This is a genomic window from Rhodococcus sp. NPDC057529 (assembly GCF_042802055.1).
GTDB lineage: Bacteria > Actinomycetota > Actinomycetes > Mycobacteriales > Mycobacteriaceae > Rhodococcus_F.
In genome coordinates, this window is sequence record NZ_JBHVEY010000029.1 from 1 (window position 1) to 26,830 (window position 26,830).

The 26,830-nt window shown below is 67.2% G+C and carries 22 protein-coding genes; 9 read left to right on the plus strand and 13 right to left on the minus strand.

Features of this window, described 5'->3' with window-relative positions:
• Positions 1-416: 416 nt before the first annotated feature.
• Entirely contained in the window at positions 417-1,178 is a 762-nt protein-coding gene (locus ACFU5V_RS37085) for an NADPH-dependent F420 reductase (protein WP_378705712.1), read from the plus strand.
• A 273-nt stretch (positions 1,179-1,451) separates the two neighbouring features.
• Here ACFU5V_RS37085 and ACFU5V_RS37090 read toward each other — a convergent pair whose 3' ends face one another.
• Together ACFU5V_RS37090 and ACFU5V_RS37095 are read right to left on the minus strand one after the other, a co-directional pair.
• Positions 1,452-2,207, minus strand: coding sequence for a nucleotidyl transferase AbiEii/AbiGii toxin family protein (locus tag ACFU5V_RS37090; RefSeq protein WP_378705714.1), 756 nt, complete (start codon positions 2,205-2,207; stop codon positions 1,452-1,454).
• Positions 2,197-3,255: a transcriptional regulator gene (locus tag ACFU5V_RS37095; RefSeq protein WP_378705717.1), complete on the minus strand. Its 1,059-nt coding sequence runs from the start codon at positions 3,253-3,255 to the stop codon at positions 2,197-2,199. Before ACFU5V_RS37095 ends, ACFU5V_RS37090 begins: the two co-directional genes overlap by 11 nt.
• Positions 3,256-3,754: 499 nt before the next feature.
• Here ACFU5V_RS37095 and ACFU5V_RS37100 point away from each other — a divergent pair, with 499 nt between their 5' ends.
• Together ACFU5V_RS37100 and ACFU5V_RS37105 are read left to right on the plus strand one after the other, a co-directional pair.
• Positions 3,755-4,066 (plus strand): hypothetical protein, encoded by a 312-nt coding sequence (locus tag ACFU5V_RS37100; protein ID WP_378705720.1) that lies wholly within the window; start codon positions 3,755-3,757, stop codon positions 4,064-4,066.
• A gap of 251 nt (positions 4,067-4,317) precedes the next feature.
• On the plus strand, positions 4,318-4,665 hold the full coding sequence (locus ACFU5V_RS37105; RefSeq protein ID WP_378705892.1) for a hypothetical protein: 348 nt from the start codon (positions 4,318-4,320) through the stop codon (positions 4,663-4,665).
• Between the two features lie 563 nt (positions 4,666-5,228).
• On the opposite strand, the gene ACFU5V_RS37110 is transcribed toward ACFU5V_RS37105, so the two are convergent.
• Positions 5,229-5,843, minus strand: coding sequence for a hypothetical protein (locus ACFU5V_RS37110; RefSeq protein WP_378705894.1), 615 nt, complete (start codon positions 5,841-5,843; stop codon positions 5,229-5,231).
• Between the two features lie 199 nt (positions 5,844-6,042).
• Here ACFU5V_RS37110 and ACFU5V_RS37115 point away from each other — a divergent pair, with 199 nt between their 5' ends.
• The 3 genes from ACFU5V_RS37115 (at position 6,043) to ACFU5V_RS37125 (ending at position 7,865) form a co-directional block, all read left to right on the plus strand.
• Positions 6,043-6,510: a hypothetical protein gene (locus ACFU5V_RS37115; RefSeq protein ID WP_378705723.1), complete on the plus strand. Its 468-nt coding sequence runs from the start codon at positions 6,043-6,045 to the stop codon at positions 6,508-6,510.
• Between the two features lie 181 nt (positions 6,511-6,691).
• Positions 6,692-6,901: a hypothetical protein gene (locus ACFU5V_RS37120; RefSeq protein ID WP_378705725.1), complete on the plus strand. Its 210-nt coding sequence runs from the start codon at positions 6,692-6,694 to the stop codon at positions 6,899-6,901.
• Between the two features lie 499 nt (positions 6,902-7,400).
• Positions 7,401-7,865, plus strand: a complete 465-nt coding sequence (locus ACFU5V_RS37125; RefSeq protein ID WP_378705728.1) for a helix-turn-helix domain-containing protein — start codon at positions 7,401-7,403, stop codon at positions 7,863-7,865.
• A 263-nt stretch (positions 7,866-8,128) separates the two neighbouring features.
• On the opposite strand, the gene ACFU5V_RS37130 is transcribed toward ACFU5V_RS37125, so the two are convergent.
• From ACFU5V_RS37130 to ACFU5V_RS37165, 8 genes are all read right to left on the minus strand, one after another.
• The gene (locus ACFU5V_RS37130; protein WP_378705730.1) at positions 8,129-9,385 is read right to left on the minus strand and encodes an MFS transporter; all 1,257 of its coding nucleotides are present in this window, start codon (positions 9,383-9,385) and stop codon (positions 8,129-8,131) included.
• Between the two features lie 171 nt (positions 9,386-9,556).
• Complete coding sequence (locus tag ACFU5V_RS37135) at positions 9,557-9,766, minus strand: hypothetical protein (protein WP_378705732.1); 210 nt, start codon at positions 9,764-9,766, stop codon at positions 9,557-9,559.
• Positions 9,767-9,833: 67 nt separating this feature from the next.
• A complete protein-coding gene (locus ACFU5V_RS37140; RefSeq protein ID WP_378705734.1) occupies positions 9,834-10,874 on the minus strand; it encodes an NAD(P)-dependent alcohol dehydrogenase in 1,041 nt (346 codons plus the stop codon).
• Positions 10,875-10,987: 113 nt separating this feature from the next.
• Positions 10,988-11,446 (minus strand): MerR family transcriptional regulator, encoded by a 459-nt coding sequence (locus ACFU5V_RS37145; RefSeq protein ID WP_378705736.1) that lies wholly within the window; start codon positions 11,444-11,446, stop codon positions 10,988-10,990.
• 864 nt (positions 11,447-12,310) lie between these two features.
• The gene (locus tag ACFU5V_RS37150) at positions 12,311-13,495 is read right to left on the minus strand and encodes a thiolase family protein (protein ID WP_378705738.1); all 1,185 of its coding nucleotides are present in this window, start codon (positions 13,493-13,495) and stop codon (positions 12,311-12,313) included.
• A 131-nt stretch (positions 13,496-13,626) separates the two neighbouring features.
• The gene (locus ACFU5V_RS37155) at positions 13,627-14,505 is read right to left on the minus strand and encodes a crotonase/enoyl-CoA hydratase family protein (protein WP_378705741.1); all 879 of its coding nucleotides are present in this window, start codon (positions 14,503-14,505) and stop codon (positions 13,627-13,629) included.
• A gap of 22 nt (positions 14,506-14,527) precedes the next feature.
• Positions 14,528-15,502: an NAD(P)H-dependent flavin oxidoreductase gene (locus tag ACFU5V_RS37160; RefSeq protein WP_378705743.1), complete on the minus strand. Its 975-nt coding sequence runs from the start codon at positions 15,500-15,502 to the stop codon at positions 14,528-14,530.
• Positions 15,503-15,505: 3 nt separating this feature from the next.
• On the minus strand, positions 15,506-16,405 hold the full coding sequence (locus ACFU5V_RS37165; RefSeq protein WP_378705746.1) for an SMP-30/gluconolactonase/LRE family protein: 900 nt from the start codon (positions 16,403-16,405) through the stop codon (positions 15,506-15,508).
• 278 nt (positions 16,406-16,683) lie between these two features.
• On the opposite strand from ACFU5V_RS37165, the gene ACFU5V_RS37170 reads away from it, so the two are divergent.
• From ACFU5V_RS37170 to ACFU5V_RS37180, 3 genes are all read left to right on the plus strand, one after another.
• Positions 16,684-18,261 (plus strand): AMP-binding protein, encoded by a 1,578-nt coding sequence (locus tag ACFU5V_RS37170; protein WP_378705748.1) that lies wholly within the window; start codon positions 16,684-16,686, stop codon positions 18,259-18,261.
• 75 nt (positions 18,262-18,336) lie between these two features.
• Complete coding sequence (locus ACFU5V_RS37175; RefSeq protein WP_378705751.1) at positions 18,337-20,130, plus strand: sigma-54-dependent Fis family transcriptional regulator; 1,794 nt, start codon at positions 18,337-18,339, stop codon at positions 20,128-20,130.
• A gap of 146 nt (positions 20,131-20,276) precedes the next feature.
• Complete coding sequence (locus ACFU5V_RS37180; protein WP_378705753.1) at positions 20,277-21,422, plus strand: acyl-CoA dehydrogenase family protein; 1,146 nt, start codon at positions 20,277-20,279, stop codon at positions 21,420-21,422.
• Here ACFU5V_RS37180 and ACFU5V_RS37185 read toward each other — a convergent pair.
• Together ACFU5V_RS37185 and ACFU5V_RS37190 are read right to left on the minus strand one after the other, a co-directional pair.
• Positions 21,419-24,862 carry a protein kinase gene (locus tag ACFU5V_RS37185; RefSeq protein ID WP_378705755.1) on the minus strand — a complete coding sequence of 1,148 codons (3,444 nt, stop codon included), beginning with the start codon at positions 24,860-24,862 and terminating at the stop codon, positions 21,419-21,421. The two genes, ACFU5V_RS37180 and ACFU5V_RS37185, sit on opposite strands and share 4 nt — an antisense overlap.
• A gap of 191 nt (positions 24,863-25,053) precedes the next feature.
• Positions 25,054-26,700, minus strand: coding sequence for a flavin-containing monooxygenase (locus ACFU5V_RS37190; protein WP_378705758.1), 1,647 nt, complete (start codon positions 26,698-26,700; stop codon positions 25,054-25,056).
• Between the last annotated feature and the right edge of the window lie 130 nt (positions 26,701-26,830).

Here is a 26,830-nt window from a genome sequence, read left to right on the forward strand (position 1 = left end):
CGTGGTGCCGGCCCGGTGGGATCCTCGACAAGGACGGCCCCTCCGCCTCGATCCACCTGTTCGAACCCGTGTCCCGTCGTCGAACGCGGGATGCGATCGTCGACGCCTACCTGGCCGAGCAGACCGACGTCGGGATCGGCAGGCATACTGGCAAGGCTGGCTAAACAGAACCGTCGGAATTCGCCGGAATCTCTTCGAACTCCGTGGGATCGAACTTGGTGCAGGTGGATGAAGTGAAACCTGCCCTATTCGTCGCGTTGACGCTTTCACCTGCTCGACGGTGACTCGACAAGATTCGGTTCGGCCATCGTGACACCTGCCGACTGGGCAGACTCGCCGGGATCCGTCGTATGAGTTGCGCGGCATACCGGGCCGTCTGAGCCGAACTGTCAAGTATTTGAATCAGGTCGAGCTGAATGTGTCCGCGCGGAACTATCCGACGGTGTCCGTTGTTGACGCATGCAGCAGTCGCGGAGTATCGCGGCACTCGACGAAGGAGCACAAGAGATATGCGCATCGGAATCATCGGAGCTGGTCAGATCGGTGGCACGCTGACACGCAGGCTGACTGCGCTTGGTCACGATGTGCGCGTGTCGAACTCTCGGACACCCGACACCCTCGCCGACCTCGAGGCGGAGACCGGCGCGAAGGCGGTACTGAACACCGAAGCCGCCGAGGGTGCAGACCTGGTGATCGTGAGCATCCCGCAGAAGAACGTCGTGGACCTTCCCACCGACATCCTCGCCGGCGCTGCCCATGGTGCTCCGGTGATCGAGACCAACAACTACTACCCGCAGCAGCGAGACGGATTGATCGCCGCCATCGAAGACGGTCAGGTGGAAAGTGAATGGGTGCAAGAACGCCTCGGAGTGCCGGTATTCAAGGCGTTCAACGGAATCTGGTGGAAGCACCTTCTCGAGAAGGGCCTCCCGGAGGGGTCGAGCGGCCGGATCGCGCTCCCCGTCGCCGGCGACGACGCAGTGAAGAAGCAGGTGGTGTTCGATCTGATCAATCAGCTCGGCTTCGACCCCGTCGATGCGGGCACGGTGGAAGATTCCTGGCGTCAGCAGCCGGGAACCCCGGTCTACGGTAAGGATTTTGATCGAGAAGCGACGTTGACGGCACTGGCACAGGCAACGCCTGAGCGCACAGCCGAGTGGCGTGCTGTGGCGGAGTGAGCGATCGGTGCCGAGCGGCGGTTGCCGAATAGAACCACGCCGCGCGGCCGGTGGGTTGGTCCTGGGTGCGACGCGTTCCCAGGACGGCATCGGTGCCGAGACCGAGCGGCGCGGGCCCCGATCCGGTGGACGGCAAGCCGCTGGGCAGCGTGCGGGCGGTGGACCGGATCGGGACCTGGTCGACGATTCGATCCCTGGCTCCTCGGCGGCCGGCCTACACAACATCACATCGCGACCCACGCTGAGTTCGTCTCTCACTTTGTCGTGGCGGCGCTAGCGTTGTGTCGCGTCGGTCAACAGTTCGGCGACCAGGTCGATGTCGTCGGTGGTGATGTCGCGGTCGCCGACTGCATGGATCCGTTGAAGTGATTGTGGGCGGTTGCGGGTGAACCACAGGTCGACGTGGAGGGCGATGTCCTGCGCGGTGGCGGCGTCGGCGGTGCGGATCTGGGCCAGTGCTGCCGGGCGGGTGCTCTCGTCGAGCATCAGGTGCACGATGTCGAGCAGGTCGGTGCCTTGTTTGTCCGCCGAGCGGTTCATCACCGCTTGGAGTTTCATTGCGATCAGCGGTCCGGGCTCGGCGACCGGGGTGGTGACCGCAATTCGCTCACCGTTGGTGCGGATCACCTCGATGGTGATGTCGGTTGCGGTGTCGTTAGCCCAGGCGTGCGCCGAGGCGTGAAGGCGGTCTCCGGGGTCGTCGCTGGGGTGGTCGAGTTCGACCTGCCGGACTTCGAGCACGTCGACCTTGACCGCTCCGTACCGGGTGGGCAGCAGGACGGCCGCTGGCTCGACCGGTTCCGCGCCGTCGGCGGCGCGAAGGACCTCGAGTTGGGGGAGGTCGCCGAGAAGTCGGTCGACGAGGTCGAGGTCGACGGTGGCGCGGTAGGGGTTCGACAACCGTGACAGCACGGCGAGGCCACCGACGATGACGGGCGCGTGGCCGATGAGTGTACGAACCTCGATGACACCCGCGGCGACGGCGGCCATGGCATCGCCGACGAACACGACATGGCGGCTACCAGACACGGGTCCACCGATCGCCGGGTGTCCAGGCATCGAGGATTTCCCGGCCCCGCCCGAGGTCTTGGGCGAGATCGAGGGCAACGAAGAGTGGATGTGTGAGCGGCCATTCGAGCGGGTTGGTGTCCAGGTCGATCCGGGGCTGGATGGCCGCGGGAACCGGGGCGACCCGCACGGTGGCGTGCGCGTGCCGGGCGGACTCCGCGGTCCCGAGCAGGGTGCTCGCGCGCCGAAGGGTCGAGGGGTCGGGGACGAAGAAGTCGACGGATTGACCTTCACGGTATGCGAGAGGTGCACCGTATGCGGCGGCGGCAGCGGAGTCGGTCAGTGCCCACCCGGGCCCGTCGAGCGCGTCGAGACCGAGCCGGAGCGTGCGCTGCAAACTGGTATCGCCCGGCGTCGGGGGCCGGGCCAGGTGAACCCGCGGGCCCGTCCACCGGTCGGCGACCTGCCAGAACAGGTCGGTGCCGACCAGAGCATTGTTCTTGTCGAGGAGGCCGTCTCGGCGCAGGGCGGCGAGAATCTCCGAGACCGTGCTGGGGGAGCGACCGACCTCGCGCGCCAACCCGCGCACCGTGCCGGCTCGTTCGGGGCGGCGCAGGATGGCGGTGGCGACCTCGAGTCCGGCCTTGCCGGCGAGCGCCTCGGACCGTGCGGCGCGTTCTGTGACCGGCGCCACGTCGGCGTCGATCACCAGGCGATCGGTGCGCAGTGCGAGTCGGCCACGCAGGTCGAGGTAGCCGCCATGGTGGCGGATGAGTACGGTGCGCGCCGCGTCGGTCACGCGATCGGCCACGACGAGTAACGATGTGGACGCGCCCGAGGTGGTCGCGGGCGGGACTTCGGTGAGTAGCCGTTCGGCAACGTCGTCGGTGACTAACGTGCGGAACTGCAGCCGGATCGGCACTGTCACGCCGTCCGGGTCCACGACAAGGTCGGCGCTGCTCCTGGAGGCGGTCACGGGCGGGCGGGCCTCGATGTCCAACTGCGCGAAGGCATCGACTGCGAAGGCCTCGATGTCCGCCTCCGCGCGCCTCTGGCGCCGTCCGTTCACCGGTCCCATCCTGACAGGTGTTCGGTGTTCGGTCAATACCGAACACCGAACACGGAACAAATGCCCACGGTGGGGTGTCGGGCGTGCAGGGGGGGCGGTCACGCCTGGTGTCGCGGCCCGGCCCGGCCGGCCGCGGTGTCGGTGGCCGGCGGTGCGGAGTTGTGTGTGCAGCGCCTTTGGATCCGCTAGAGGTTGTCAGGCGTAGAGGAAATCGACGAAACCGAGCTCGTGGAGCCGCGAGTGACGAGAGTCCAGTAAGGACAGGGCCGTTCACGACAATGGCGAGCGCAGGGAATGGGGGACGATGTGGCACTGCTTCTGTCGCGCCACTGAGTGTGGGTTGCTGTACCCGGGTGGCCACCCCCGGCCCAATGACAGGCGACTGCGTCGGGGGCGTTTCTGATCGTGGGTGGTGTTCGTGCAGGTCGGGTCGCGTAACGGGCCGGGCGGTGCCTATGCTCAATCTCGGGAGTTTCACCGAGCGAAGAGGTGCATCAGCATGGCCCGAAACAGCGGCAACCGGCCGGTCGATGGCCCGGAGTTGACGGTCGGTGTCCGGGTGCTGGTCCGCAGGAGTTCCGGGGCCGATCTCACCGGTGAGGTGGTCGAGGACTATGCGGCAGTGACCGACCCGGGTGGCGGTGGTCACGAGTGGGCGCCGGTGCATCGGTGGGCGGTCGCGCTCGACGACGGGCGACTGGTCTTTGCCGACACCGACGACCTGACCATCGATCCGAGCTTCCCCATCCCCAACCCGAATCTGAACCCGGATTCGGCCGTGCGGACACCCGGCCGGCGCCGGGGAGAGTGATCGGCGGCAGCCGCTTCGTGGCCGGTTCTGGGCGGCGTCAAACATTGTGCACACGAATGTCGATAGCAGTCAGTCGATTACATGACTGACGCGGATGAGGTCCTGAAGGGGTGCTTCGATCTCACCGCACGATCTGCCGGGGTATGCCTGAGCCGTGGTACGGCGGTACCGGACGTGTTCTGTGCTGTGGTGTTGTTCGGAACTGACGTTTCCGGCTTACCGTGTCCGGTATGAGAGATGATGAGGCCCGCGTGGCCCGGGACTTCGCGGGTTGGTTGTCGTCTCAGGGGTGGACCGTCCGTACCGAGGTCGATTTCGTCGACATTGTTGCCGAGAAGGACGGACACCGGCTCTACGTCGAAGTCAAGGCTACGACCGAGGCGCCGGAGTTGGACGTCGATACCGCGATCGGACAGCTCGTTCGGCGGATGCCGAGCGAGGCGGATCAGGCGGTGTCGTTCGCGCTGGTCGTTCGGGACGAGCCGGGATCGGTGGAGGCTGCGGTGCGGACACCTGCGCGGATTCTGGATCTGTTGGGGATGGCGCTGTATGCGGTCGACGAGGACGGTGGTGTGCGGCAGCTCTTCGGCCGCGTGTGACGACTGCCCTGGGCACGAGCGGCGACGGTCAGCGCTGTGGAGTGGCCATCGCCGGGCCCGCGGGGCGGGTGGTGGGGTGAATGGGACGGTAGCTCACTTCCTGGGGCGGTGAGGGGATTGTGAGGCGCCGTTGCATGTCCCCTTGAGCGAGGCATGTCGTCGCGCATGCTGCAGGCTAGCGGCCGTCTCGACGTCGCCGAGGGTGGCACGATTCTGACGGTGGCGCGCTCGGGCAGGATTTGAGTCGTGAGCGACCGGACTGCAGCCGACCTCAAGCATGAAGTCGCCATGCTCGCCTTCGTTCGTGATCGTCTCCGGGCGTCGGAGGGCGAGGATGTCCGTCTCCCGACCACCGCCGTCGATCAGGTTCTCGACGAGCTGAGCAGTCTCGCACGATCGCCGCGGGTCCCGACCCGATCCGCGCAGTATACGGCCGAGATGACACGTCGTCCGGCTGTACCTCGACCGCAGCGGCGCTCGACCATCACGCCGGCACAATGACCGCCGGGTGATGCGGTCGGCCCGCCCGGCAGGGGATGGAGTACGCAATCCGTCGCTCGAGGCTAACTCGATGGCACGTCGAACTGTTTCCACTCGTGTGCCCAGCGCCGCAGCCGGTTTCGGGTGAACAGTCGGTGTGCGAGGGCTGCGATCAGCAGGACGGTGCCGGCGGTGAGTGCCCAGAGCCCGCAGGCGGCGGTCACCGCGAGGACGGTGTTCTCCCGGCTGTCGGGGATGGGGCCGGTGAGGTTGCCGTCGGCGTCGACGCTGATGGTGATGGTCTGGCCGGCCTTCGCGGGGGTGGCGGTGGGGACGGCTCCGGTGCGCTCCCCGTCGGGTGTGGTCCAGCGGGCTCGGGCGGTGTTCTGGGTGCCGACGGGACGAATCGCGTAGTCGGGGGTCCCGGGGGCGAGATAGGTGCCCTCGAGCAGGACCGCGGGGACGTGGTGCACGCCGGCGGCCAGTGCCTGGGCTTGTCGCTCAAGCCGGGTGTGCGTCGCGGTGCCGAACGCGGCGGCGACGGGGATCAGCAACAGAACCACGGCCGCGGTCAGCAGCACGATCATGGCCTCGAAACGGTCGCTGGCGCGCATCAGCTGGTTGCGGCTCCACGGGCGCAGCCGCCACCACCGAACCGGCGCGGCCACCGGTACCGGTGCTGGTTCCTCCCGACGCATGGTCACCTCCAAGGCGATAGCGCTCCCCCTTTCCTTCGATTGTGCGTCGGAATCCGAGGTGGCCGTGGGCGCCGGTCGCCTCGCAGATGCGGGGGAGGCTCGCGGCCAGCGGTGGCGGGGTGCTCGCACGCAGCCGAGATGGCCACCTTTACGGCCTGGAACTGCGGGTATAAGATTGCTTATAGAGGAGGTGTCGGTTATGACGATCATGATCGACCGGGACCGGTTGTTCAGGGGCATGGCCGAGAACCGGGCGCGTGAGGTGGTCGCGCATATCGGGTTCCTCCGCAACCTACGGCAACTGCACGAGGGCGGGGTCACCCAGACCCGGCTGGCGCAGGTCAACGGCGTCAGCCAGCCGGCGATCAGCCAGATGCTCCAGCGCGCCCGCATCGAGGCGCCGGATGTCCGGCCGGACACCCACGGCGGCACCGCATACGAGATCGCCGCCCGGTGCGCGGCGGGGGAGATCGATCCGGCGACGATGCGCGCCGAGCTGATCGGCTGGCAGTACGACAAGCCCCTACCTCCGAGCGGCTACCCGGATGTGGACGATGTCCGCCCCACCCCTGAGGGCGGCTTCAACCACCAGGTCGGCCGGGCGCTGTCCCACGGGTTCCTCACCGGTGAGGACTACGACCTGATCCTCGACGCACTGGCCGACTGACCTGTGCCGACCCACGAATTGGAGGATCGGCGTGCCTTTCTCGCCTCGCTGTCCACACCCGGTGGCCGCTGACGATGGATGCCGGGAGCGGTGCCACCGTGGTGCCGGGTGCGGCGCCGAGTTGCGACATGGCCGTTTCCGATCCTCGGTACCGGCGGTGGGCTGCGGTTGAATGGGAGGCATGGGGTCGTCCGCGGTGGAGCAGCTGTGGCAGACGTTGTCAGAGAACGAGTTGGCGTTGGTGTGCGTCCGGGGCCCGGAGTGTGAGTGGGCGGATCTGACGACGGCCTGGGACCACGTGGTGGGGGAGCTGACCTGGCTGGCCCGGGAGACAAGCGAGATCGCCGAGCAATACCCCCGAGGCGCCGGTCACCGCACTTCGGCGTCGTGACGGCGGGCGAACCTCACTGCGGCAGGGTGGGACGCGGTGTGGGCCGCCGATACCGCCGCCGTCGTCGGTATCCCGGACCACGCCGAGACTGCCAACCGGGAGGCCGCGCTTGCCGTCGTAGGGTGGTCAGCGCCGCTCGCTCCCAGACTCGGGCGGCCTCGACCCCGCCGGCCGGTACACAGTGCGACTCGCGATTGGCCGGCGGGGAAGGGATCAGCGCTGGCACGTCAGTTCGCAGGTATCCGCTGGCATCGCACTGGCGATAGTGCGCACGCTCGCGCGTCACGTCGTCTGCCGTGGTCGACTGCGGTTTCAGGGTGCTGGCGGCCCGTGATCTGCCGGGATCTCGGTCGGGCCCATTTCGATGGGGCCGTTCAGTGTGATCGGCCACTCGGCGGCGTGGGGTGGATCGGTCGGGGCCGCGGTGGACGGTATCGGGCGTGTGTGGGTACCCTGAAGTGGAATGATTCATTGTGAATCACGCGAAGAGGTGCTTGTCGTGAACACCATCGACCACCAGGCTGTCGCCGCACTCGATGCTGCGGCCGCCCGCCGCCGGGTCGCCGACCTCGACGTCCTGCGGGCGGTGGCCGAGGCGAACGCCGCCCACATCACCCAACGGGTCATCCATGAGCACATCGGAATCTCGCAACCGACGATTCACCGCATGCTGCGCACCGTGCTGGAGAACCCGGCCCTGCTCGACCGGACCCCGACCGAGGTCATCGACCGCCGCACCGCCGGCCAGATCAGCGATACCGAGATGATGCAGGTTCTGCTGGACTGGACCTTCACCTTCGGCCGGGTCCCGGTCAGCGGCGGTATTTCGGCGGATGCGTACGAGCCCGGTAGTTGGGACGAGATCGAACGCGCCTACTACCGCGGACTGCTGACCGACGATGAGATCGGCCGGCTGATGGAACTAAACAGGGACGCCCTTGAGCAGGCGGCACGGTCTGCGTGAACTCCCCGGATCCGCTGCGCGGCAAGGTCGCCGCGCAGCTCACCGCCATGTCCGTGGCCCGCTGCACACCAAGTCCGGCACCAGCACGATGGTCCGCCTCGCGGCGCCCCACGCCATGGGCTCCGATCCTGACCGGCGATCAGCTGGCGCGGCTGGGTTCGGGTGACGCCGTCCGACGCCGGGTCCTCCCACAGCGACCGCCTGCCTAACTCAGGGGTGGGGGTGAGAAACCCAAGACGGGTCAGGTTGTGAGCGAACGGCGGTCAGTTCGACGGGCGCACAGCGGTGTGCGTTGCCGCCGCCTTCCGGCGCCGGATCTTCGCCAGCGCGATGGTGGGGATCAGGGTGAGCGCGATGATGACGGTGCCGACGGCTGCCGGGCCGTCGAGGCCGAGTGACGAGGTCAGCGCGGCGCCGGCAAGCGGTGTGGTGACTGCGGTGCCGACATTGAACGCGGCCACGCTCAGCGCGGAGCCGAGTGTGGCCGCCGTGCCTGCGTATCGGACGGCGAGGTGGATCAGCACGCTGTTGGCGCTCAGGCCGAACAACCCCAGCAGTACGACCGCCGCGATCATCGCCCACGACGATTCGGACAGCAGGACGATGGCGAGCATCAGCACGGTGGTGATCGCGGGAGTGACGATGGTGACGGCGTGCGGGCGGGTGTCCCCGAGGCGCCCGCCGAGGAGGGTTCCGATGAAAGAGCCGATGCCGAACCCGGTGAGGACGAGCGGGACCATGGATGCGGGCACGCCGGCCCGGTCGGTCAGCAGCGGTGTGATGAACGAGTAGACCGCGAGTACTCCGCCGCTGGTGGTGGTGCAGGCGAGGAGGACGAGCCACAACCGGGCGGAGCGAAGACCGGCGAGCTGGGAGCCGATGGACGACGGAGTGTGGTCGGGAGGATCGGCCGGTACCTGGCGGATGATGAGAACGGTCACGAGGGCGGCGGCGAACGCCAACGCCGAAAAGGTTCCCCGCCAGCCGACGAGCTGAGCGATATAGGCGCCGAGCGGGACGCCGAGCACGGTGGCCAGCGAGCCGCCTGCGCCGACGATGCCGACCGCGCGGGAACCCAGCGTGGGTCCGGCAGCGCGGGTGGCGACCACGGCGGCCACCGCCCAGAAGGCACCCGTGGCCAGGGCGGTGATGAAGCGCGCGAGCATGATCTGGGTGAAGTCGGCACCGACCGCCACGAAGATGTGGCCGGCGACGAAGATGACGAGCGCGAGGATCAGCGTCAGCCGCGTGGACAGGCGCAACGTCAGCATCGTCATCACCGGCGCACCGACGACCATCCCGATCGCGAAGACGGTGATCAGCGAACCAGCCTGGGTGAGTGAGATCTGCAGGTCCGCGGCGACGTCGGGGAGGATGCCGGCGACCACGAACTCCGTGGTGAGCATGAGGAATGTCCCCAGCGCCAGGATGTAGACGACGAGCGGGAGACGGGGGGAACCGGTCGCCTCGGTGTCCTTGCCGGACCGCTCGGGGGCGGTCAGAACGGTGTGGTCCTGCATGTGAGCCTCGTGATTTTTCGAATAGTGGGGGTGTCGGTGCGCGTGGGGCAGCATTGTGTCGTGACCGGTCGCGACCCCGGCCACGAAAGCGAGTCGGCCGCGACTAGCCCCGGGGCCCGACGGCACGCGCGAGCGCGGTGATCGTCTGTGCGATCGGGGTCTGTCCGCCGGTCACGTCGACGACGATTGTGCGGTGGAGGTCGGGGTGGGTGGGGCCTCGACGATGAACCCGGCCAGGTTCTCGTCTCGGATATCCGTCTCGCGCAATGCGAGTGCTGCGGAGTTCAGCCCGTCGCCGGCGCCGCCCCGGAAGTGGCGGGGGTGAACGATGATCGGAGTCCGGGGCGGTGCAGTGAGATCGATTTCCGCGTGACCCTTCACTCTGATGTTGTGCTCGAAGCCTCCACCGAAACCCCTGCCGCTGGGAATGCGGACGTGCGTGGTGCGGTCAGTTGAGGGTGGTGGTGTCGATGACGAAGCGGTAGCGGACGTCGGAGGCGAGGACTCGTTCGTAGGCTTGGTTGATTTTGTCGGCGGGGATGAGTTCGATGTCGGATCCGATGTTGTGGGTGGCGCAGAAGTCGAGCATTTCCTGGGTTAGTGCGATGCCGCCGATCATCGATCCGGCGAAGTTGCGGCGGCCGCTGATCAGGGACATGACGTTCACGCTGAGTGGTTCGGCGGGGGCGCCGACGTTGACGAGGGTGCCGTCCACGGTGAGGAGACCGAGGTAGGTGTTGAGGTCGATGCCGGCGCTGACGGTGTTGATGATGAGGTCGAACCGGCCGGCGAGTTGTTCGAAGGTGGTGGGGTCGGAGGTGGCGTGGTAGGCGTCGGCGCCGAGGCGCAGGCCGTCCTCCTGCTTTTTCAGGGTTTGGGAGAGGACGGTGACGTCGGCGCCGAGGGCGTGGGCGATTTTGACGGCCAGGTGCCCGAGGCCGCCGAGGCCGACGATGGCGACCTTGGTGCCGGGGCCGGCATTCCAGCGGCGCAGCGGGGCGTAGGTGGTGATGCCGGCGCACAGCAGCGGGGCTGCGGCGGCCGGGTCCAGGCTTTGTGGGACGGACAGGACGTAGTCGGCGTCGACGACGACGTGGGTGGAGTAGCCGCCCTGGGTGGTGGTGCCGTCTCGGTCGACGCCGGCGTAGGTGGGGATCATGCCGTTTTCGCAGTACTGTTCGTCGCCGCCCTGGCAGTGGGTGCAGTGGCCGCAGGAGTTGACCAGGCAGCCGACGCCGACGCGGTCCCCGATCTGGTGGCGGGTGACGTCGGCGCCGGTCTCGGTGACGACGCCGACGATCTCGTGGCCGGGGACGATGGGGAAGGGTTGTGGGCCCCAGTCGCCGTTGACGGTGTGGATGTCGGAGTGGCAGATGCCGGCGTACTGGATGTCGATGAGGACGTCGTTCGGGCCGACGTCGCGGCGTTCGATGGTGGTGGGGGCCAGCGGCTGGCCGGCGGCGGGGGCGGCGTACGCGTTCACGCGCATGGCGGATGTTCCTTACGTCTGTGGTGGGCCCAGTGGTGGGCGGGGCAGGGCTGAGTGACCGGCGGCGCATCAGTGGATGGGGGCGCGCCGGGGTGGTGGTGTGGTGGGTGGGGTTAGCGCTTCTTGGTGCGGAGTTGGTCGGCCAGGGCACTCGCCTCGGCCGCGAGGAGCTCGGCACGGGGCTCGTCGCCGGCGTCGATGGCGTGCCAGTAGTCGATCTTGAGGTCGACGTAGCGTTGCCGGAGGGCGATCTGCTGGGCCTCGAGCTCGAGTTGCTGCCGGCGCTGGGTGAGCAGTTCGATCTGCGCGGAGGCGGCCGCGGCCCCGTGGTGTCCGTTGGCGACGTACTCCTTCATGTCGCCGACCGACATCCCGGTAGCGGCCAGGCACGCGATCCCCAGCAGCTGGCCCAGGTCGTCCTCGTCGAAGACCCGATGCTTGCTGCTTTCCCCGCGGCTGATCGGCGGAATCACCCCGACCGATTCGTAGTAGCGCAGCGTGCTGGCCGGGAGTCCGGTCAGCGCGGCCGCGTCCTTGATCGAGTAGTCGCGTGGGGTGGTTCGTGCACTCACGTCATCGACGCTAAGAACTTCAAGTACTTGAAGTCAAAGGTCGGATGAGTCACACCCCTGGTGGGGCGGTCGCGGCTGACGACGGCCGTGCGGTCTTTGTCGACGATGGTGACATCGAACCCGCGAGAGCCGGAGCGACGACGTCTCGCATGCTGACGCCTCGTCCGGAACGGTGCTCGGCAATCGCAGCGATGATCAGGGGTGCTGCGGTGGGCCCCAGCGCCGCCGGAAGATCGGGGTTTGGGACGGTTCGGCACCTCGGAATTACACGGACTGTGATGTCGGTGTACTTGTTCTCGGCGAGTAGTTGCTCCACGACTTCCTTGTACGTCCGGGGCCGATGATGACTTCGCGGATCGCGTTGACGTCGGGGATGACAGCGTGCGGTGCGGTCGAATCTTCACACACTTATCGCAGGATGGCAGCCGCGATGGGTACTGGTGGGCGAGTGTCGCGTGTCGTCGGCGCCGTGCGATGCGCTCTCCCGTGGCGTCTTACGGGTTCGCAGTCCAAATCCCACGCTTTTCGAGGGTTTCAATCAGCCGGTCCGCACCGGTCGCCGCCTGTGCGATCGATACCGCGGCGGCGGGCAACATGATCAGTTGCGCCCCTGGTGGAAGCACTCACTCTTCTCCAGCGCACGGATACAGGTGGCGCGGTGACCGGACCGAACCGAATGTTCACGAGGTGCGTCGGGCGTCGCCGATGCGTGGGATCGTGCCGGACGGGCGAAGGATGCGCTGCAGAAAGACGACGGTGAGAGCGATGGCGGCGCGGCGTTTCCGGAGCAGCCTCTCGAGGACGGGAAAGGCGTGCAGGGGTCCCGCGTTCGGCGGCGCGGATGTGTGGCAATTGTGCCGATGGTCACCGGGTGCGGCGTAGCAGCGCGGCGAGGGCCTGTCCGCCGCCGATACACATGGTGACGATGCCCAGTTCGAGATCGCGGCGTACGAGGTCCTTGGCCACGCGCAGGGTCAACATCGCCCCGGTTGCCCCGACCGGGTGGCCGAGGGCGATTGCGCCGCCGTAGGGGTTGGTTTTGGTTGGGTCGAGTTTGGCGTCGCGGATGACGGCGACGGCCTGCGAGGCGAACGCTTCGTTGAGTTCGATGGTGTCGATATCGGCTGGGGTGGTGCCGGTCTGCGCGAACAGTGTGGCGAGGGCGAGGACCGGTGCGTAGCCCATCAGCTCGGGTGCGAGCGCGGCGGTGGCGACGGATTCGATCACCGCGAGTCCACCGAGTCCCCGCTCGCGGGCGGCGGATTCGCGGGCGAGCACCAGCACGCCGGCGCCGTCGTTGATGCCCGAGGCGTTGCCGGCGGTGACGGACCCGTCGGCGACGAACGCCGGACGCAGCGCGGCGAGGGTTTCGAGGGTGGTGTCGGGCTTGGGGTGTTCGTCGGTGGTGACGGTCCGGGGCTTGCGGCCGCCGACCTCGACGGGGGTGATCTCCTCGGCGAATGCGCCTTTGGCGGCATCGGTGGCGGCGCGGCGCTGCGATTCGACGGAGAACTCGTCCTGAGCGGCGCGACTGATGCCGAATTCGCGGGCGACGTTCTCGGCGGTGACGCCCATGTGGATGCCGTGGAACGGGTCGGTGAGCATTGCGACGGTACCGTCGACGAGGGTGCGGTCGCCCAGCTTGTAGCCGTTGCGGGCGCCGAAGTCGTAGAACGGCATCCGTGACATGTTTTCGTCGCCACCGGCCAGTGCCAGGTCCGTTCCACCGCAGCGGATCTGCATCGCTGCCGACCAGATTGCCTGCAGGCCGGAGCCGCACAGGCGGTTGACGGTGTAGGCCGGAACCGAGACGGGCAGCCCGGCCGCCAGCGCGACGCGGCGGGCGTTGTAAGCGTCGGGGCCGACCTGTCCGATACAGCCCATGACGACCTCGTCGATGTCGTCGGCCGCGACACCTGCCCGGGCGAGGGCGGCCTTGGCGGCGGTCGCGCCGAGTTCGTGGGCGGGCATATCTTTGAAGGCACCGCCGAAACTGCCGATGGGGGTGCGCGCACCGTCGACGACGACGATCCGGTCCACGTTGCTCATTGGGGTAGTCCTGTTCTCACAAGCAGGTGCTGACGGTGTGTATGGGACATAAGGTTTCGCGGCCGCAGCCGGTGTACTCGCATCGAAGGTGGTCCGGAGCGCTGCAGCGCTCCGAACCACCCACCGCGCTGTTACGCGTGTCGAATCCATTCTTGGTAGAACGGTGGCATCGCCGATGCTCTCTCGGCGAATTTCGGGCCGCGCTTGTCGAGGAAGGCGTGCACTCCCTCAGCGCCGTCACCGCTACTGGTGTAGAACATCGCCAGTGAGTCGACGCGGTGCGCTTCGACGGGATGCGGCGCGGCCGAGTTGCGGTAGAGCATCTGCCGGATGAGTGCAACGGACACCGGTGATCGGTCCCTGGTCCACGCGTCCGCCAATTTCCGTGCCTCGGTGAGGAGTGCCTCGGGTTCGTGCACGGACTGTGCGAGCCCGGTTTCCCGAGCCGTGTCGGCGTCGAGGATGTCGGCGCGGTAGGCCAGGTCCAAAGCTGTGGTCATGTCGACGATTCGGGGCAGGAACCATGTCGAACACGCCTCGGGGACGATGCCCAGCCTTCCGAAGACCAGACCGAATCGTGCTCTGGACGAAAACAGGCGCGCGTCCATTGCGAGGGTCATCGTTGCACCGATGCCGACGGCGGCCCCGTTGATCGCGGCGATCACCGGCTTGCGGCACGCGTGGATCGCGAGCGTCACCCGCCCCCCGGTGTCGCGGATGCGGCGTAGTTCCGGGTCGTCGAGATCGGCCATGTCGGCCAGGGACGGGGTCTTCGATTCGTCGAGTCCGAATACGTTGCCCTCGCTGGACAGGTCCATGCCGGCGCAGAATGCGCGTCCCTCGCCGGTGACGATCACTGCCCGTACCGAGTCGTCGTCGTTGACTGCGACGAAGGTGCGTTCGAGTTCGTCGGCCATCTCGACGGTGAAGGCGTTGAGGTGCTCCGGCCGATCGAGATACACGGTGAGGATCCCGTCGTCGACCTCGTGCCGGATCGTGGTGAATTCCATGTTGTTCCTCTCCGGGGCTTGGTCAGCGGAGGCCGGAGCCGAGCCTGCGAATGGTGGACTCGGCGCCGGTGACGATGTCGGAAATGATTGTCTTGCAGGGAAGTACTGCGTCGATGAGACCTTGTGATTGGCCTGCCCACCACATGCCGCCCTCCATGTCGCCGTTGTGCAGTACTTCGGTCCGTCCGCGCGCACCGGAGGCGAGATGCGCCACATCGGCGAATTGTGCGCCGGGTCGGGCCGAGATCGCCGTGATCTCCTCCGAGATCGAATTCCGTGCGACCCGTGCCGTGTTGCCGAATTCGCGGAACACCAGGACCGTCTGGCGTTCGTCGTTGGCGACGATCTGCTCCTTGACGTTGGGATGGACGGGCGCCTCCTCGCTGGCGACGAAGCGGGTGCCCATGTTGATCGCGCAGGCGCCCAGAGCGAGGGCGGCTGCCAATCCCTCGCCGGTGGCGAATCCGCCGCTGGCGATGATCGGGATGTCGAGTACTCGGGCCGCTGCCGGGATGAGAATGAGGCCGGGGATGTCCTCGTTGCCCGGATGTCCGGCGCACTCGAACCCGTCGATGCTCACGGCATCGACTCCCAGTGCCTGCGCTTTGACGGCATGCCGGACTGCCACGGCCTTGTGGATGACCTTGATTCCGGCGGCCTTGAACGCGTCCACGTGCTCTTTCGGATTGCTGCCGGCGGTCTCGACGATCGTGATGCCGCTGTCGATGATCGCCTGACGGTATTCCTGGTACGGGACCGGCGTGACGGTGGGGAGGATGGTGAGGTTGACTCCGAACGGCTTGGCCGTCATCTCCCGGCAGTGAGTGATCTCGGCAGCGAGGGCCTCGGGGGTGGGCTGGGTGAGCGCGGTGAGGAAGCCGAGACCACCGGCATTGGCCACCGCGGAGATCAGCTCTGCGGTACCCACCCCGGTCATGCCCCCGCACACCACCGGGTGCTCGACGCCGAACAGTTCGGTGAAGCGTGTGTCGAGCATCGGTCAAGGCCTCCCGGCGTGCGGAATGTCGACGGTCGTGGACAGGATCTTGGCCTCGCGGGCGGCGCTGCGCTTGGTCTCGTCGAAGTCCGGGGCGACCGACAGGAACAACGTCCTGCCGTCGTGCCCGCCCAGTGCTACCGCAAATACGCCCAGCGGCGCGGTGCTGACCTCGTCGAGGATCTCCGCGCCCTCACCCAGGCGCAGCGCGCGCTGGTTGACGCAGTCGGCCACCCACACCGCACCCTCGGCGTCGAGCGCCTGCCCGTCCGGGGCGATGGTGCACGCCGCGAGACGCTTCTCCACGCTCGGTTCGTTCCCGAACTCGCCGAAGGACGCGAAGTCGCGGCGGGGGCCGAGTGATCCGTCTTCGGTGATATCGAATTGTGAGACCCGGTTTCCGAACAGTTCGTTGACGAACAGGGTCCCGCCGTCGGCGGAGATGGACATCCCGTTCGGGAAGGAAAGTCCCTTCGCGACCACCTGGGACGAGCCGTCGGGGTCGACGAGGACGACGACGCCGTCTTCGTGATCGGCGCCGCCCATCAGATCGAACCCGAACTCGCCGACGTAGGCCTGGCCGCTGTGCGCCACGACCATGTCGTTGGCGTGCCCGCCGCAGTGGTCGCCGATGTCGGCGTGCACGACCAAAGATCCATCGAACTCCCTGCGCAACACCGTGCGGTCCTTCATGGACACGACGAGCATCCGCCCGTCCGGCAGCCAACCGAGACCGGACGGCTGATGCTCGACAGTGCACACCCGCTCGACGGAGCCGTCCTCGCCGACGACGTTGACCGAGTGCGTGTAGAAGTCCACGAACCACAGCCGGCCCTCGTGCCAGCGGGGACCCTCGGTGTAGGTGAAGCCCCTCACGACTTCGGTGAGTTCTCGATCGGACACGTCGGTACCTCTTTCTGTGCGAACTGCGTAGGAGTTGCGCCGCCGGTTTCCGGCGTTCGCAGGGGTTTTCGAGATCCGGCCGGTGGATCCTGGTGGTCGGGGTCGTCTCCGATCAGTGTCGAGGCGGGCAGTGCGGTGGTTGTGTCTCATATCGCGACAGTCGAGTTCGCCGGGGGCGATTCCTCGGGATGCGGCCGACTGTCGCGATTTCGGACGGTCGGGGCAGGTGGCGGAGGTGGACGCTGTCTGACATCACCCACCGACCGGAGGTATGTCGCATGCTCACCACGATGATGGATCGTCCGCTGCTAGTGAGCTCTCTGCTGTGGCGGGCCGAGAGCGTCTTCGCTGATCGGGTCAACGTGACCTGTGAGAACGGGCTGGACACCGACTTCACGTACCGGGACCTCGGCCGGGCCGCCCGGGGGCTGGCCGGTGCGCTCGACGACTTGGGAATAGGGGTCGGTACCCGAGTCGCAACCCTGGCGTGGAACAGCGCCCGGCATCTCGCCGCGTACTACGCGGTTCCGGGTATCGGCGCGATTCTGCATACGGTCAACCACCGGATGTCCGCCGACCACATCGCGTACTCGATGCACAAGGCGGAGGACGAGGTGGTGCTCGTCGACGCGGATCTCCTCCCGATCGTCCTCGAGATTCTGGACCGCCTTCCCCGGGTGCGTCACGTAGTGGTCCTGGGCGAAGACACCGACGCGGTGGCGGAACTGCCGGCAAGGGTCGCCGGCTGGTCGTTCGACCGGCTGCTTCGCGAGGCCACGCCGATCGCCGAGTTCGCGGAGTTCGCCGAGACCACCGCGTCGTCGATCTGCTTCACTTCGGGTACCACGGGCCTGCCGAAGGGGGTGGTGTACAGCCACCGCAGCACTGTTCTCCACGCGATGGCGATCAGCGCCTCCGGGGGTGTGGCGATCGACGGCTCGCACTCCTACCTGCTCGCCACCCAGATGTCCCATGTCCACAGTTGGGGCGTGCCTCACGCCGGCGTCCTCCAGGGGGCGCGGTTGATCCTGCCCGGTCCGCATCCGACGCCCGCGGACCTGCTGCGGATCACCACGGATCAGTCCCCGGACGTCTTCGTCGGGGCACCGGCGGTCGCGGCGCTCATTCGAGAGCAGTACGAGGCCCGGCCGGCGGACTACGACCTGGGAACCGTGCAGACCCTCTGGCTGGGCGGTCAGACGCCGCCCTCCGGCCTGGTCAACTGGTGGACGCAACAGGGCACGACCGTCGTCAACGGGTGGGGGATGACGGAGACGTCGCCGATGGGAACGTTTTCCCGGACACCTACCAGTCAGGGCAGGCCGCTGCCGCTGTTCCAGGTGCGGATCGTCGACGAGGAGGGCGTGAACCTGCCGTGGAACGGTTTCACCACCGGCGAGCTGCAGGTCCGCTCCCCGTGGGTCACGGGTACCTATCTCGACGACGATCGTGCCGCCGGAGCGTTCGACCGTGGTTGGCTGCGGACCGGGGACGTCGCCGTCATCCATCCCGATGGGCAGGTCGAGATACGCGACCGGGTCAAAGACCTGATCAAGAGCGGTGGAGAGTGGATCTCCTCGATTGAATTGGAGAACGCGCTCATGCTTCATCCGGCGGTCGTGGACGCCGCGGTCATCGCGGTGCCCCACGACACGTGGCAGGAGCGACCGGTGGCGTGGGTTCGGCTCGTCACCGACGTTTCCGACGACGAGCTGAGGGCACACCTGTCCGCGCGGTTCCCGAAGTTCTGGATCCCGGACGTTTTCGTCCGGGTCGGGGAGATCCCCCGGACGTCGGTCGGCAAGATCAACAAGGCCCGGATGCGTCAGATCTGGAGTGAGGACGCCGCTGTGTAGCGTTCTCGGACACTCCCCGGGGCTGTGACTTCGGTTACATAATGGAACGTGTAATCGGCGAAGGGGTGTTGCGGAATGACCGGTCCGGTCGACAAGGCCAACTGGCGCGCGCGGGAGCTTTTCCTGGATACGCGAAACGACGATCCGACAGGTCTGCGGCCGGAGATCGAACAGTCGTGGCGCCGGTGCCGCGCGATCGGCATGGACGTGGGGGAGTCTCACCTCCTGTATTCGAACGACACGGCGGTCGATTCGAAGCTCACGCGTGCCGCCACACCGATCGTGAACCGGCTGGCCGAGCAGTTGGCGGACGCCCCCGTGACGATCCTGCTGGCAGATCAGGACGCGACCATCGTGGACCGCCGTGCCGGGCAGCGGCCACTGCTCGGCAGGCTCGATCGCGCGCAGGTGGCGCCGGGATTCACGTTCTCCGAGCAGTGCGCAGGCACCAACGGCATCGGCACCGCCCTCGAGGAGCGCAAAATTTTCCGGGTCCGCGGCGGCGAGCACATGCTGGAATCGCTGCAGCCGTTGGCCTGCGCGGGTTCACCGATCGTGGACCCCGTGTCCCGCACCGTGGTCGGAATTCTCGACATCACGTGCAAAATCGAGGACGTCAGCGATCTCATGGGCCCGCTCATCGTCTCCGCGGTCCGTGACATCGAGGAGCGACTGTTCGCCGAGTCCGCAGTCAGCGAACAGGTGCTGCTGCGCGAGTACCTGCGCAGCAGGCGGCGTGGCAATCCCGCCGTGGTGGCGATGAGCCGCGACACCGTGATCGCGACCCCCACCGCGTCGCGGCTGATGGACTCCACTGACCAGATGATGATCTGGGACTGGATCAGCAGCCATCTCGCCGGCCGGCAGGAATGGGAGGGCCCGCTCCGCTTCGCCGACGGAATCGAGGTCCGGATCCACGCCCGCCGCGTCGGCGAACCGGGCGACTCCCTGAGCGCGATCCTGGAGCTGCGACCCATGGTCTCCTCGACCGCCCGCGCCATCGCACCGCCGGCCCGCCCGGCCCCGCGTGGTCGCTCGTCCCTGACCTCCGGGGCGCGGCTGGCCGGCCGCAGCCTGGCCACCTGCCGCCTGCAGAGGCAGCTCGACGAGGTCGCCACCGACGTCGGGCCGGTCCTGGTGACCGGCGAACGAGGGGTCGGCAAGTCGTACGTGGCCGAGTACCTGCAACGCCGGTGGGGAAGCGGTGACGACGTCGTCGTCATCGACGGCGCCGCCCTGACCCCGACGTCGGTGGTGGATCTGCGCACGCAGCTGAGTTCTGGTGCGGCCCTGGTCATCGAGCACTTGGATGAGATCCCCGACGCTGCGGTCGGCCCGGCACGCCGTCTGCTCGACGAGGCCGCCGCGGGCCCGTCTGCGTTGGTCGCGACACTCACCTCGGGCGGACCGGACGGCGGACACCAGCTGCACGACCACATCCGCCGAAGGGTCTCTGTGTCGCCCCTCCGGGAGCGGATCGAGGACCTCGACGACCTGGTTCGTGAACTCATGGCCCGACACGTTCAGGACAGGCCCGTCCCACAGCTGCAGCCGGCCTCACACCGCGCTCTGATAAATCATGACTGGCCGGGCAACATCCGTGAACTGGACGCGGTCCTCGGGTCGGCGCTGATCCGCTCGATGGGATTCGACATCAAGCTCGAACACCTACCGAACGAGTATCGGACCATTGCGTCGGGTCGCAACCTGACCTCTCTCGAACGGGTCGAGCGGGGGGCGATCATTCGCGCACTCGACGAGACGGACGGCAACAAGTCGCTGGCCGCAGACCGGCTCGGGATCGCGCGGTCCACGCTCTATCGGAAGATTCGTGCCCTGGGCCTGGAGAACGGTCGCTTCACCGGGTGATCCGCGCGCCGTGTCGCATATCGGGACATCCCGGTGACCGGTCGTGCGACAACGATGACGGCAGGACCCGGCGCACGCGAGTTGCCGGGGCCGCTCCGTCCCAGTCGGGCGGTGCGCCGAACCGACGCGAAGGAACGAAAACGACGATGAAACGCGCCCTCTATGGAGAAGACCACGCCGCCTACCGGGAGTCCGTGCGCAGCTTCCTCACACGCATCTACGATCCGCAAGCCGACGATGTGCGCACAGGCAAGGGATTACCGCGAAGCTTCTGGCTGGAGGCGGGGCGCCACGATCTGCTCGGCTTGGAAGTTCCCGAGGCCTACTCGGGGGCAGATGCCGGTGATTATCGGTTCAACGCCGTGCTCATCGAGGAGCTCGCCCGGGTGAACGCTGCTCTCGCCTCGTCCGTGAGCATCCACTGCGATGTCGTCGCCCCGTATCTGGTCGAGCTCACCACCGACGAACAGAAGCAGCGGTGGTTGCCGGGCGTCTGTTCCGGCGAGATGCTGACCGCCATCGGGATGACCGAACCCGGGGGCGGATCAGATCTGGCCAACCTCAAGACCACCGCCACGGCGGACGGTGACAGCTGGATCATCTCCGGCGCCAAGACGTTCATCACGAACGGATACTCGGCAGACCTGGTGGTGATCGCCGCGCGGACTTCTCCCGAGAAGAAGGCCAGGGGCATCACACTTTTCGGTGTCGACACCTCGCTGGAGGGGTTCAGCCGCGGCCACAAACTCGACAAGGTGGGCCAGGACGAAGCGGACACATCCGAGCTGTTTCTCGACAATGTACGGGTGAGCGGCGCCGACGTGATCGGTGAACTCGACCAGGGTTTCATCCACATGATGTCGTTCCTGCCGCAGGAACGGCTCGGATGCGCGGTCTCCAACATCGCGCACGCCTCGCAGATTCTCACCGAGACCATTGCCTACTGTCACGAGCGCAAGGCATTCGGTGAGGCCATCGGGTCGTTCCAGCACAACAAGTTCCTGCTCGCGGACCTGACGACCCGCATCGAGGTGACCCAGGCATTCGTCGACCGCTGTATCGAGGCGCACGCCGACGGTGACCTCACCCCGATCGACGCCGCAAAGGCAAAGTGGTGGACGGCAGATGTCCAGAACCAGGTGATCGACCACTGCGTGCAGCTACACGGCGGGTACGGATACATGAACGAGTACCGGGTGGCGCGTGCCTGGCGGGACGCCCGAGTGAGCCGAATCTGGGCCGGATCGAACGAAATCATGAAGGAACTCATCGGTCGCGATCTCGGCTTCTAACCACGCCCCGACTCGACATCCTCGGTGATCAGTTCTGCAAGAAAAGATTTCGACACACCCGGCCAGAGGCCGCGCTTCTGGTCGTCGTGCAGGTCGCGAAGCATGGCGCCGAGCCGCGGACCGGCGTCGAGCAGACAGCGTCGCAGACCCTGCTCGGCGCAGACGGCGACTACGTCCGCGAGAACGGCGTGAGCTTCGTCGTCGTGTCCGGACGCGGCGAGGCATTCGGCGAGCAACCGCTTGGCCTGCAGGGCGCCGCGCCGCCGGGGACCGTGTTCGAGCACTGCGGCCCACTCCCGGGCGCGGGTGCATGCCCGCTCAACGCCGTCGGTTGCATTGCCGCGAAGAAGCAGCCGGATCGCCGTCTCGTCCACGAGCTGCGCGGTCCTGAGGCGGATGCCGTCGTCGGCCGGATTCGGCGCCTCGGGTCGAAGTTCGACGGCGGACTCCACCGGAAGCCCGAGCAGGACCCGCTCGTTGACGATCGCCGCGCGCAGCCGGGCGAGGCCGAGTGACTGCGCCGCCTGCGTTCCGTCGCGCAGGCATCGGTCGGCGCTGTCCAGGTCGCCGCGTACCGCCTTGATGCGGGCGGCCACGAGGTACCGCGCGATCATGAAGTCGACCATCCCGCCCTCCGAGCCGAGCTGATAGCTCTCCTCGACGAGGCGCTCTGCCTCGTCGATCCGGCCCTGGTCGTAACGCAGTTCGGCGAGGAGCGCTCCGGCGAGACGTGCAGCGTGCGAGTGGATTCCGCCCGCCCGCCGTGCGACGTGCACCGCATCGGTGAGCTGCGTGTCCGCATCGGCGATCTGGAGCTGCTCGTATGCCGCGAGCCCGGAGAAGGCGTATCCGTACATCACGCTGAACGGGCCTCCGGTGCGGGAATGGTAGGTGCTCGCCCACGCCTGCAGGGCGGGGATGGCCTCGAAGCGGTGCCGGTTCATCTCGACGAATGTCTTGATGTTGGCTGCAGCCGAGACCGTCCAGGGGCTGACCGCGTCGGGGCGGTCGAGCGCCTCGCACACCAGGTCGGGGATGGCGTCGATCCGGTCGGCGTACATCTCCAGCGCACTCTCGGCGACCGAGGCCTCGATGCGGATGCTCTCGCGATCGGCCGCCGCGAGCCCGCTGCGTTCCAACGCGGTGCGGACGCGTCGCAGTGCCGGTACCGCTGGGCCGGTGCGCTGCAGCAACATGTTCGCCCACGCGAATGCCAGTTGAAGGGACGCACTGTCGGTGACGAGCGACGGCGGGAGTTTGTCGATCAGGCCCAGCAAGGTCGACATTTGGGAGTGTTCGAGCAGGTAGGTCTGATTGTCCTCGACGAGCCCGACCGCCACGCGCTCGTCGCCGGCGGCGAGCGCGTGGTCGACGGCCTCGGTGAGGTAGCGATGCTCGGCGAACCAGTGTGCTGCTGTTCGGTGCAGGACCGGGATGCGGTCGGGGTGGTCACGCTCGAGTCGGCGGCAGAGGAACTCCGCGAAGAGATGGTGGTAGCGGAACCATTCCCCCTCGTCGTCGATCTGTCGTAGGAACAGGTCGCGGCGCTCGACCTCCTCCAGCCGTGCCCGGCCGTCGGGAATCCGCGCGAGCGCCGATGCGAGGGACCCGCAGAGACGTCCGGTGACCGCCGTGGCCATCAGGAAGTCGAGCAACTCCGGCTCGAGAGTGTCGAGGACGTTCTCGGCCAGGAATTCGCCGATGGCCTGGTGGCGGCCGGACAGTCGCCCGATGATCCGGGCGGGATCATCGCAGCCGCGCAAGGACAGCGAGGCCAGTTGCAGCGCCGCCGCCCAGCCGTCGGTGGAATCGGTGAGGTTCTCGACGTCGCGCTGCTCGAGCGGCAGGCCCGCCAGGTCGACCAGGAACGACCGCGACTCCGCCGGGTCGAACCGCAACGCCGCGGCATCGATCTCGAGCAGTTCGTTGCGCACTTTCATTCGGCTGAGCGGAAGGCCGACGCGGGTCCTGCTCGTCACGATCACCTGCACGTGGTGGCAGCAGTTGTCGAGCAGGAAGGCCATCGCAGCGTGCGTTTGCGGGCTGTCGACGCGGTGCCAGTCGTCGAGCACGACTGCTACTTCCTCTCCGCTGCGGTGGATTTCGTTGATCAGCGTCGACAGCACGTACCGCTCCGCCTCGTCGCCGTGCTCCTCGAGGACCTGGCCGAGCTCCCGGGCCAGGGCGGGCCGGACCTGCCGGATCGCCTCGACGAGATGTGAGAGGAACCAGACGACGTTGTTGTCGTCGGGGTCGACGCTGAGCCAGGCGGTCGGTGTGCCCTCGCCCGTGAGGACCTCGCGCCATTGAGCGGCCACCGTCGTCTTGCCGTAGCCCGCCGGGGCGTGGATCACGGTCAGGTGCCGGCCTTTGCCCGCACGTAGCGCGTCGAGCAGCCGGTCGCGCGCGACGAGCCGCCGGTTGGCAGAGGGTGGGCGGTACTTCGTCGTCGGCACGATCGGCGTTCGCGCGTCCCTGAGATGCCCGGGAGAGCCGCTGTCGAGCGGCCGCGGTGCGGCCGCAGTGGCCTCGGGGAGGTCCCGCTCGGCGGCCGCGCGTCGCGCGGGGGAGGGCAGCGCCATGTCGATCACAGTGAGGTCGTGGCGGTGCTGGGCCTGCTCGAGCTGTGCGCCGAAGTCGGCGGCTGTCGCCGGCCGGAGATCCGGTGACGACGCCATGGCATGTTCGATGGCGGCGCACACGTCCTGCGGGATGCCCGTCTCACGTAGATCGGGTACCGGCTGGTGTGTGATGCGGAGGAATTGCGCGACGAGTTGTTCGCCTTCGCGGCGCTCGAAGGCCGCATGCCCGGTGACCGCGCAGAACAGGGTGGCTCCGAGGCTGTAGACGTCCGCTTCGGGTGTGGGCGAGCGCCCGTGCAGAACTTCTGGCGCGGTGTATGCGGGCGAGCCGGTGACGATGCCCGTCGATGTCTCGAACCCGCCGACGATGCGGGCGATACCGAAGTCCGCGAGCAGGGGCTCGTCGTAGTCGTTGATCAAGATGTTGGCGGGCTTGACATCACGGTGCACTGTGCCCAGCCGATGCGCCGTCTCGAGCGCGCCGCACACCTTCACCCCCAGGGCGAGTGTGTCGCTCCAGGACAACGGGCCGCAGCGGCGAATCGTCGATTCGAGCGTCCCGTGTCCGCAATAGCGCATGGCCAGATACGGACGCCCGGTTCGAGTGACGCCGCAGCCGTAGATGTCGACGATGTGCGGGTGGCCCGAGAGCCGTCCCAGCGCCCGCTGCTCACGCAGAAATCGCTCGAGATTGTCCGACGACAGATCGGTGGTGAGTACCTTCACCGCCACGGTGCGGTCGAGCGCGCGCTGCAGACCACGGAAAACGACCCCGAACCCGCCTCGACCCACCGCCTCGGCGCCGGAAAACCCTTCGGCATCCAGCTCCTCGGCGATGGCGGCATCCTCGGCCGCCATGGTGGAATCACCCCCGCTCGGGGCGACCGGTTCAGATCCGGCCATTTGGTGCCTGCGAACCCACGGACCACCTCTTCGATCCCTACCGGCCCTTATGTTACCGCGGTGGAGCGCGACCGGGCCGACCGACACAGAAGGGGCTGTGGCACTCCGCCACAGCCCCTTCGGTCGTTCCTGTTGCCTCCGGTCGATCAGCTCATCTCGTAGGCCTCGTAGCCGTTGGCCTTGATTTCGTCCCAGCGAGAGAAGTACATCGGGACGCCACCCGAGTAGTTGAGCATCTGCGCCGGCTTTCCGGGCACGTTCGCGCCCCAGTACCAGGAACGGGCCTTGGTGAACATGGAGTCCAGGAACAGCTCGTCGACGTGCGCGCGCCACTCCTTCTCGACCTGCTCGGTGTTCTCGAAGCGAGTGACCCGGTTGTCCCTGAGATGCTCGAGGAACTCGACGACGATCTCTCCCTGGTACTCCGCGGAGGTCGGACCGTTGCAAAAGCCGGACGGGCTCTGCGGACCGTACAGGAACATCATGTTCGGGAACCCGTGCGTCGACAGCCCCATGCACGTGTCCACACCTGAACCCCATTTGTCCTGGATGCTTCGGCCGTCGACGCCGCGGATGTCGATGGCCATGATGCCGCCGCTGTTGTTGTCGAATCCGGTTGCCAGAACCAACAGATCACACTCGATGAGGCCGTCGTCGGTCACCACGCCCTCCGGGACCACGCGACGGATCGGGGTGAGATTCGAGTCGATGACGTCGACGTTGCTCTGATTGATGACGTCGTAATAGTCCTGCTCGAGCGAGGGGCGCTTGACACCGTACGGGTGAGGCGGCGTCTCCGGCGCCACGATGGCAGCCTTCTTCGGATCGGTGACCCGCTCGAGGACCTTGTTCCGCCAGAAGTCGTAGAAGGTCCGGTTGGCTTCCTCGTCGAGGAGAATGTCCTGGAAGTTGCCCAGCCAGAGCTCGAACCCGCCTTCGGCCCACATCTTCTCGTAGACCGCGTCGCGCTCCGCCTTGCTCAGGTCGACGGCGTTCTGCGGGAGGAAGTCGAAGTCGAAGCCCGCGAACGCCTTGTACCGTGCCTCGAACCGATCGGGCAGGTTCTTGCGAAACTCCTCGTTGTCCTGGTGCGTGAGCTTGCGCTGCTGCATCGGAATCGAGAGGTTGGGCGTGCGCTGGAAGACCGTGACGTGTTCGGCGACGTGCCCTGCCTCCTGGACCACCTGGACGCCGCTCGAACCGGTGCCCATGACGACCACCTTCTTGCCGGTCATGTCGACGCCGCCCTGCGGCCAGCGCGCGGTGTGGTAGCACTCGCCTGCGAACGAGTCGAGGCCCTCGATGGACGGGTAAAGCGGCTTGGCTCCGAAACCGGTGGCCACGATCACCTGGCGTGCTCTCTGCACCTTGCCGTCGGAGGCACGAACGGTCCAGATGCGCGAGTCCTCGTCCCAGACGCTCGATTCCGCGAAGGTGTCGAAGACGACGTCACGAGTGAGATCGAGCTTCGAGTCGACATACTCGAAGTACTCACGCACGCCCGCGAAGTCCGGGTACAGCTCCGAAAAGTTGTGGTCTTTCCACAGGTCCTTGTGAGAGAACTGGTAGATCTGTCCGGTGCTGTCGGTGCGGGCACCCGGATAGCAGTTCCACCACCAGATCCCGCCCAAGTCTCCCGCGGCATCCCACACCTTGACTGCGAATCCGAGATCGCGCAGGCGGTCGAGTGCGTACAGGCCGGAGAATCCGCCGCCGATGATCAGGACGTCGAGCACGTCGCGGTCTGCGTGCGAGCCGGTGCGGGTGGACGGGTCGGTCAGGGGTGCCGCCATTGCGTTCTCCTCGGGGTTCTGCCGGGACGTGCTTTCCTGCCCGGGTAGTGACGACACTAGGATTCGGTGTGTGACACAGAGTGTCCGAAATCGAATCAGGTTCTCGACAGACCCGAGAACCATGTATCCA

What these genes read in the sequence shown, in the direction of transcription:
- ACFU5V_RS37085 (WP_378705712.1), top strand. Translation starts at nt 417, where the DNA reads ATGTGTCCGCGCGGAACTATCCGACGGTGTCCGTTGTTGACGCATGCA.
- ACFU5V_RS37100 (WP_378705720.1), top strand. Translation starts at nt 3,755, where the DNA reads ATGGCCCGAAACAGCGGCAACCGGCCGGTCGATGGCCCGGAGTTGACG.
- ACFU5V_RS37110 (WP_378705894.1), bottom strand. Translation starts at nt 5,843, where the DNA reads ATGCGTCGGGAGGAACCAGCACCGGTACCGGTGGCCGCGCCGGTTCGG.
- ACFU5V_RS37115 (WP_378705723.1), top strand. Translation starts at nt 6,043, where the DNA reads ATGACGATCATGATCGACCGGGACCGGTTGTTCAGGGGCATGGCCGAG.
- ACFU5V_RS37120 (WP_378705725.1), top strand. Translation starts at nt 6,692, where the DNA reads ATGGGGTCGTCCGCGGTGGAGCAGCTGTGGCAGACGTTGTCAGAGAAC.
- ACFU5V_RS37130 (WP_378705730.1), bottom strand. Translation starts at nt 9,385, where the DNA reads ATGCAGGACCACACCGTTCTGACCGCCCCCGAGCGGTCCGGCAAGGAC.
- ACFU5V_RS37140 (WP_378705734.1), bottom strand. Translation starts at nt 10,874, where the DNA reads ATGCGCGTGAACGCGTACGCCGCCCCCGCCGCCGGCCAGCCGCTGGCC.
- ACFU5V_RS37150 (WP_378705738.1), bottom strand. Translation starts at nt 13,495, where the DNA reads ATGAGCAACGTGGACCGGATCGTCGTCGTCGACGGTGCGCGCACCCCC.
- ACFU5V_RS37155 (WP_378705741.1), bottom strand. Translation starts at nt 14,505, where the DNA reads ATGGAATTCACCACGATCCGGCACGAGGTCGACGACGGGATCCTCACC.
- ACFU5V_RS37160 (WP_378705743.1), bottom strand. Translation starts at nt 15,502, where the DNA reads ATGCTCGACACACGCTTCACCGAACTGTTCGGCGTCGAGCACCCGGTG.
- ACFU5V_RS37170 (WP_378705748.1), top strand. Translation starts at nt 16,684, where the DNA reads ATGCTCACCACGATGATGGATCGTCCGCTGCTAGTGAGCTCTCTGCTG.
- ACFU5V_RS37175 (WP_378705751.1), top strand. Translation starts at nt 18,337, where the DNA reads ATGACCGGTCCGGTCGACAAGGCCAACTGGCGCGCGCGGGAGCTTTTC.
- ACFU5V_RS37180 (WP_378705753.1), top strand. Translation starts at nt 20,277, where the DNA reads ATGAAACGCGCCCTCTATGGAGAAGACCACGCCGCCTACCGGGAGTCC.
- ACFU5V_RS37185 (WP_378705755.1), bottom strand. Translation starts at nt 24,862, where the DNA reads ATGGCGGCCGAGGATGCCGCCATCGCCGAGGAGCTGGATGCCGAAGGG.
- ACFU5V_RS37190 (WP_378705758.1), bottom strand. Translation starts at nt 26,700, where the DNA reads ATGGCGGCACCCCTGACCGACCCGTCCACCCGCACCGGCTCGCACGCA.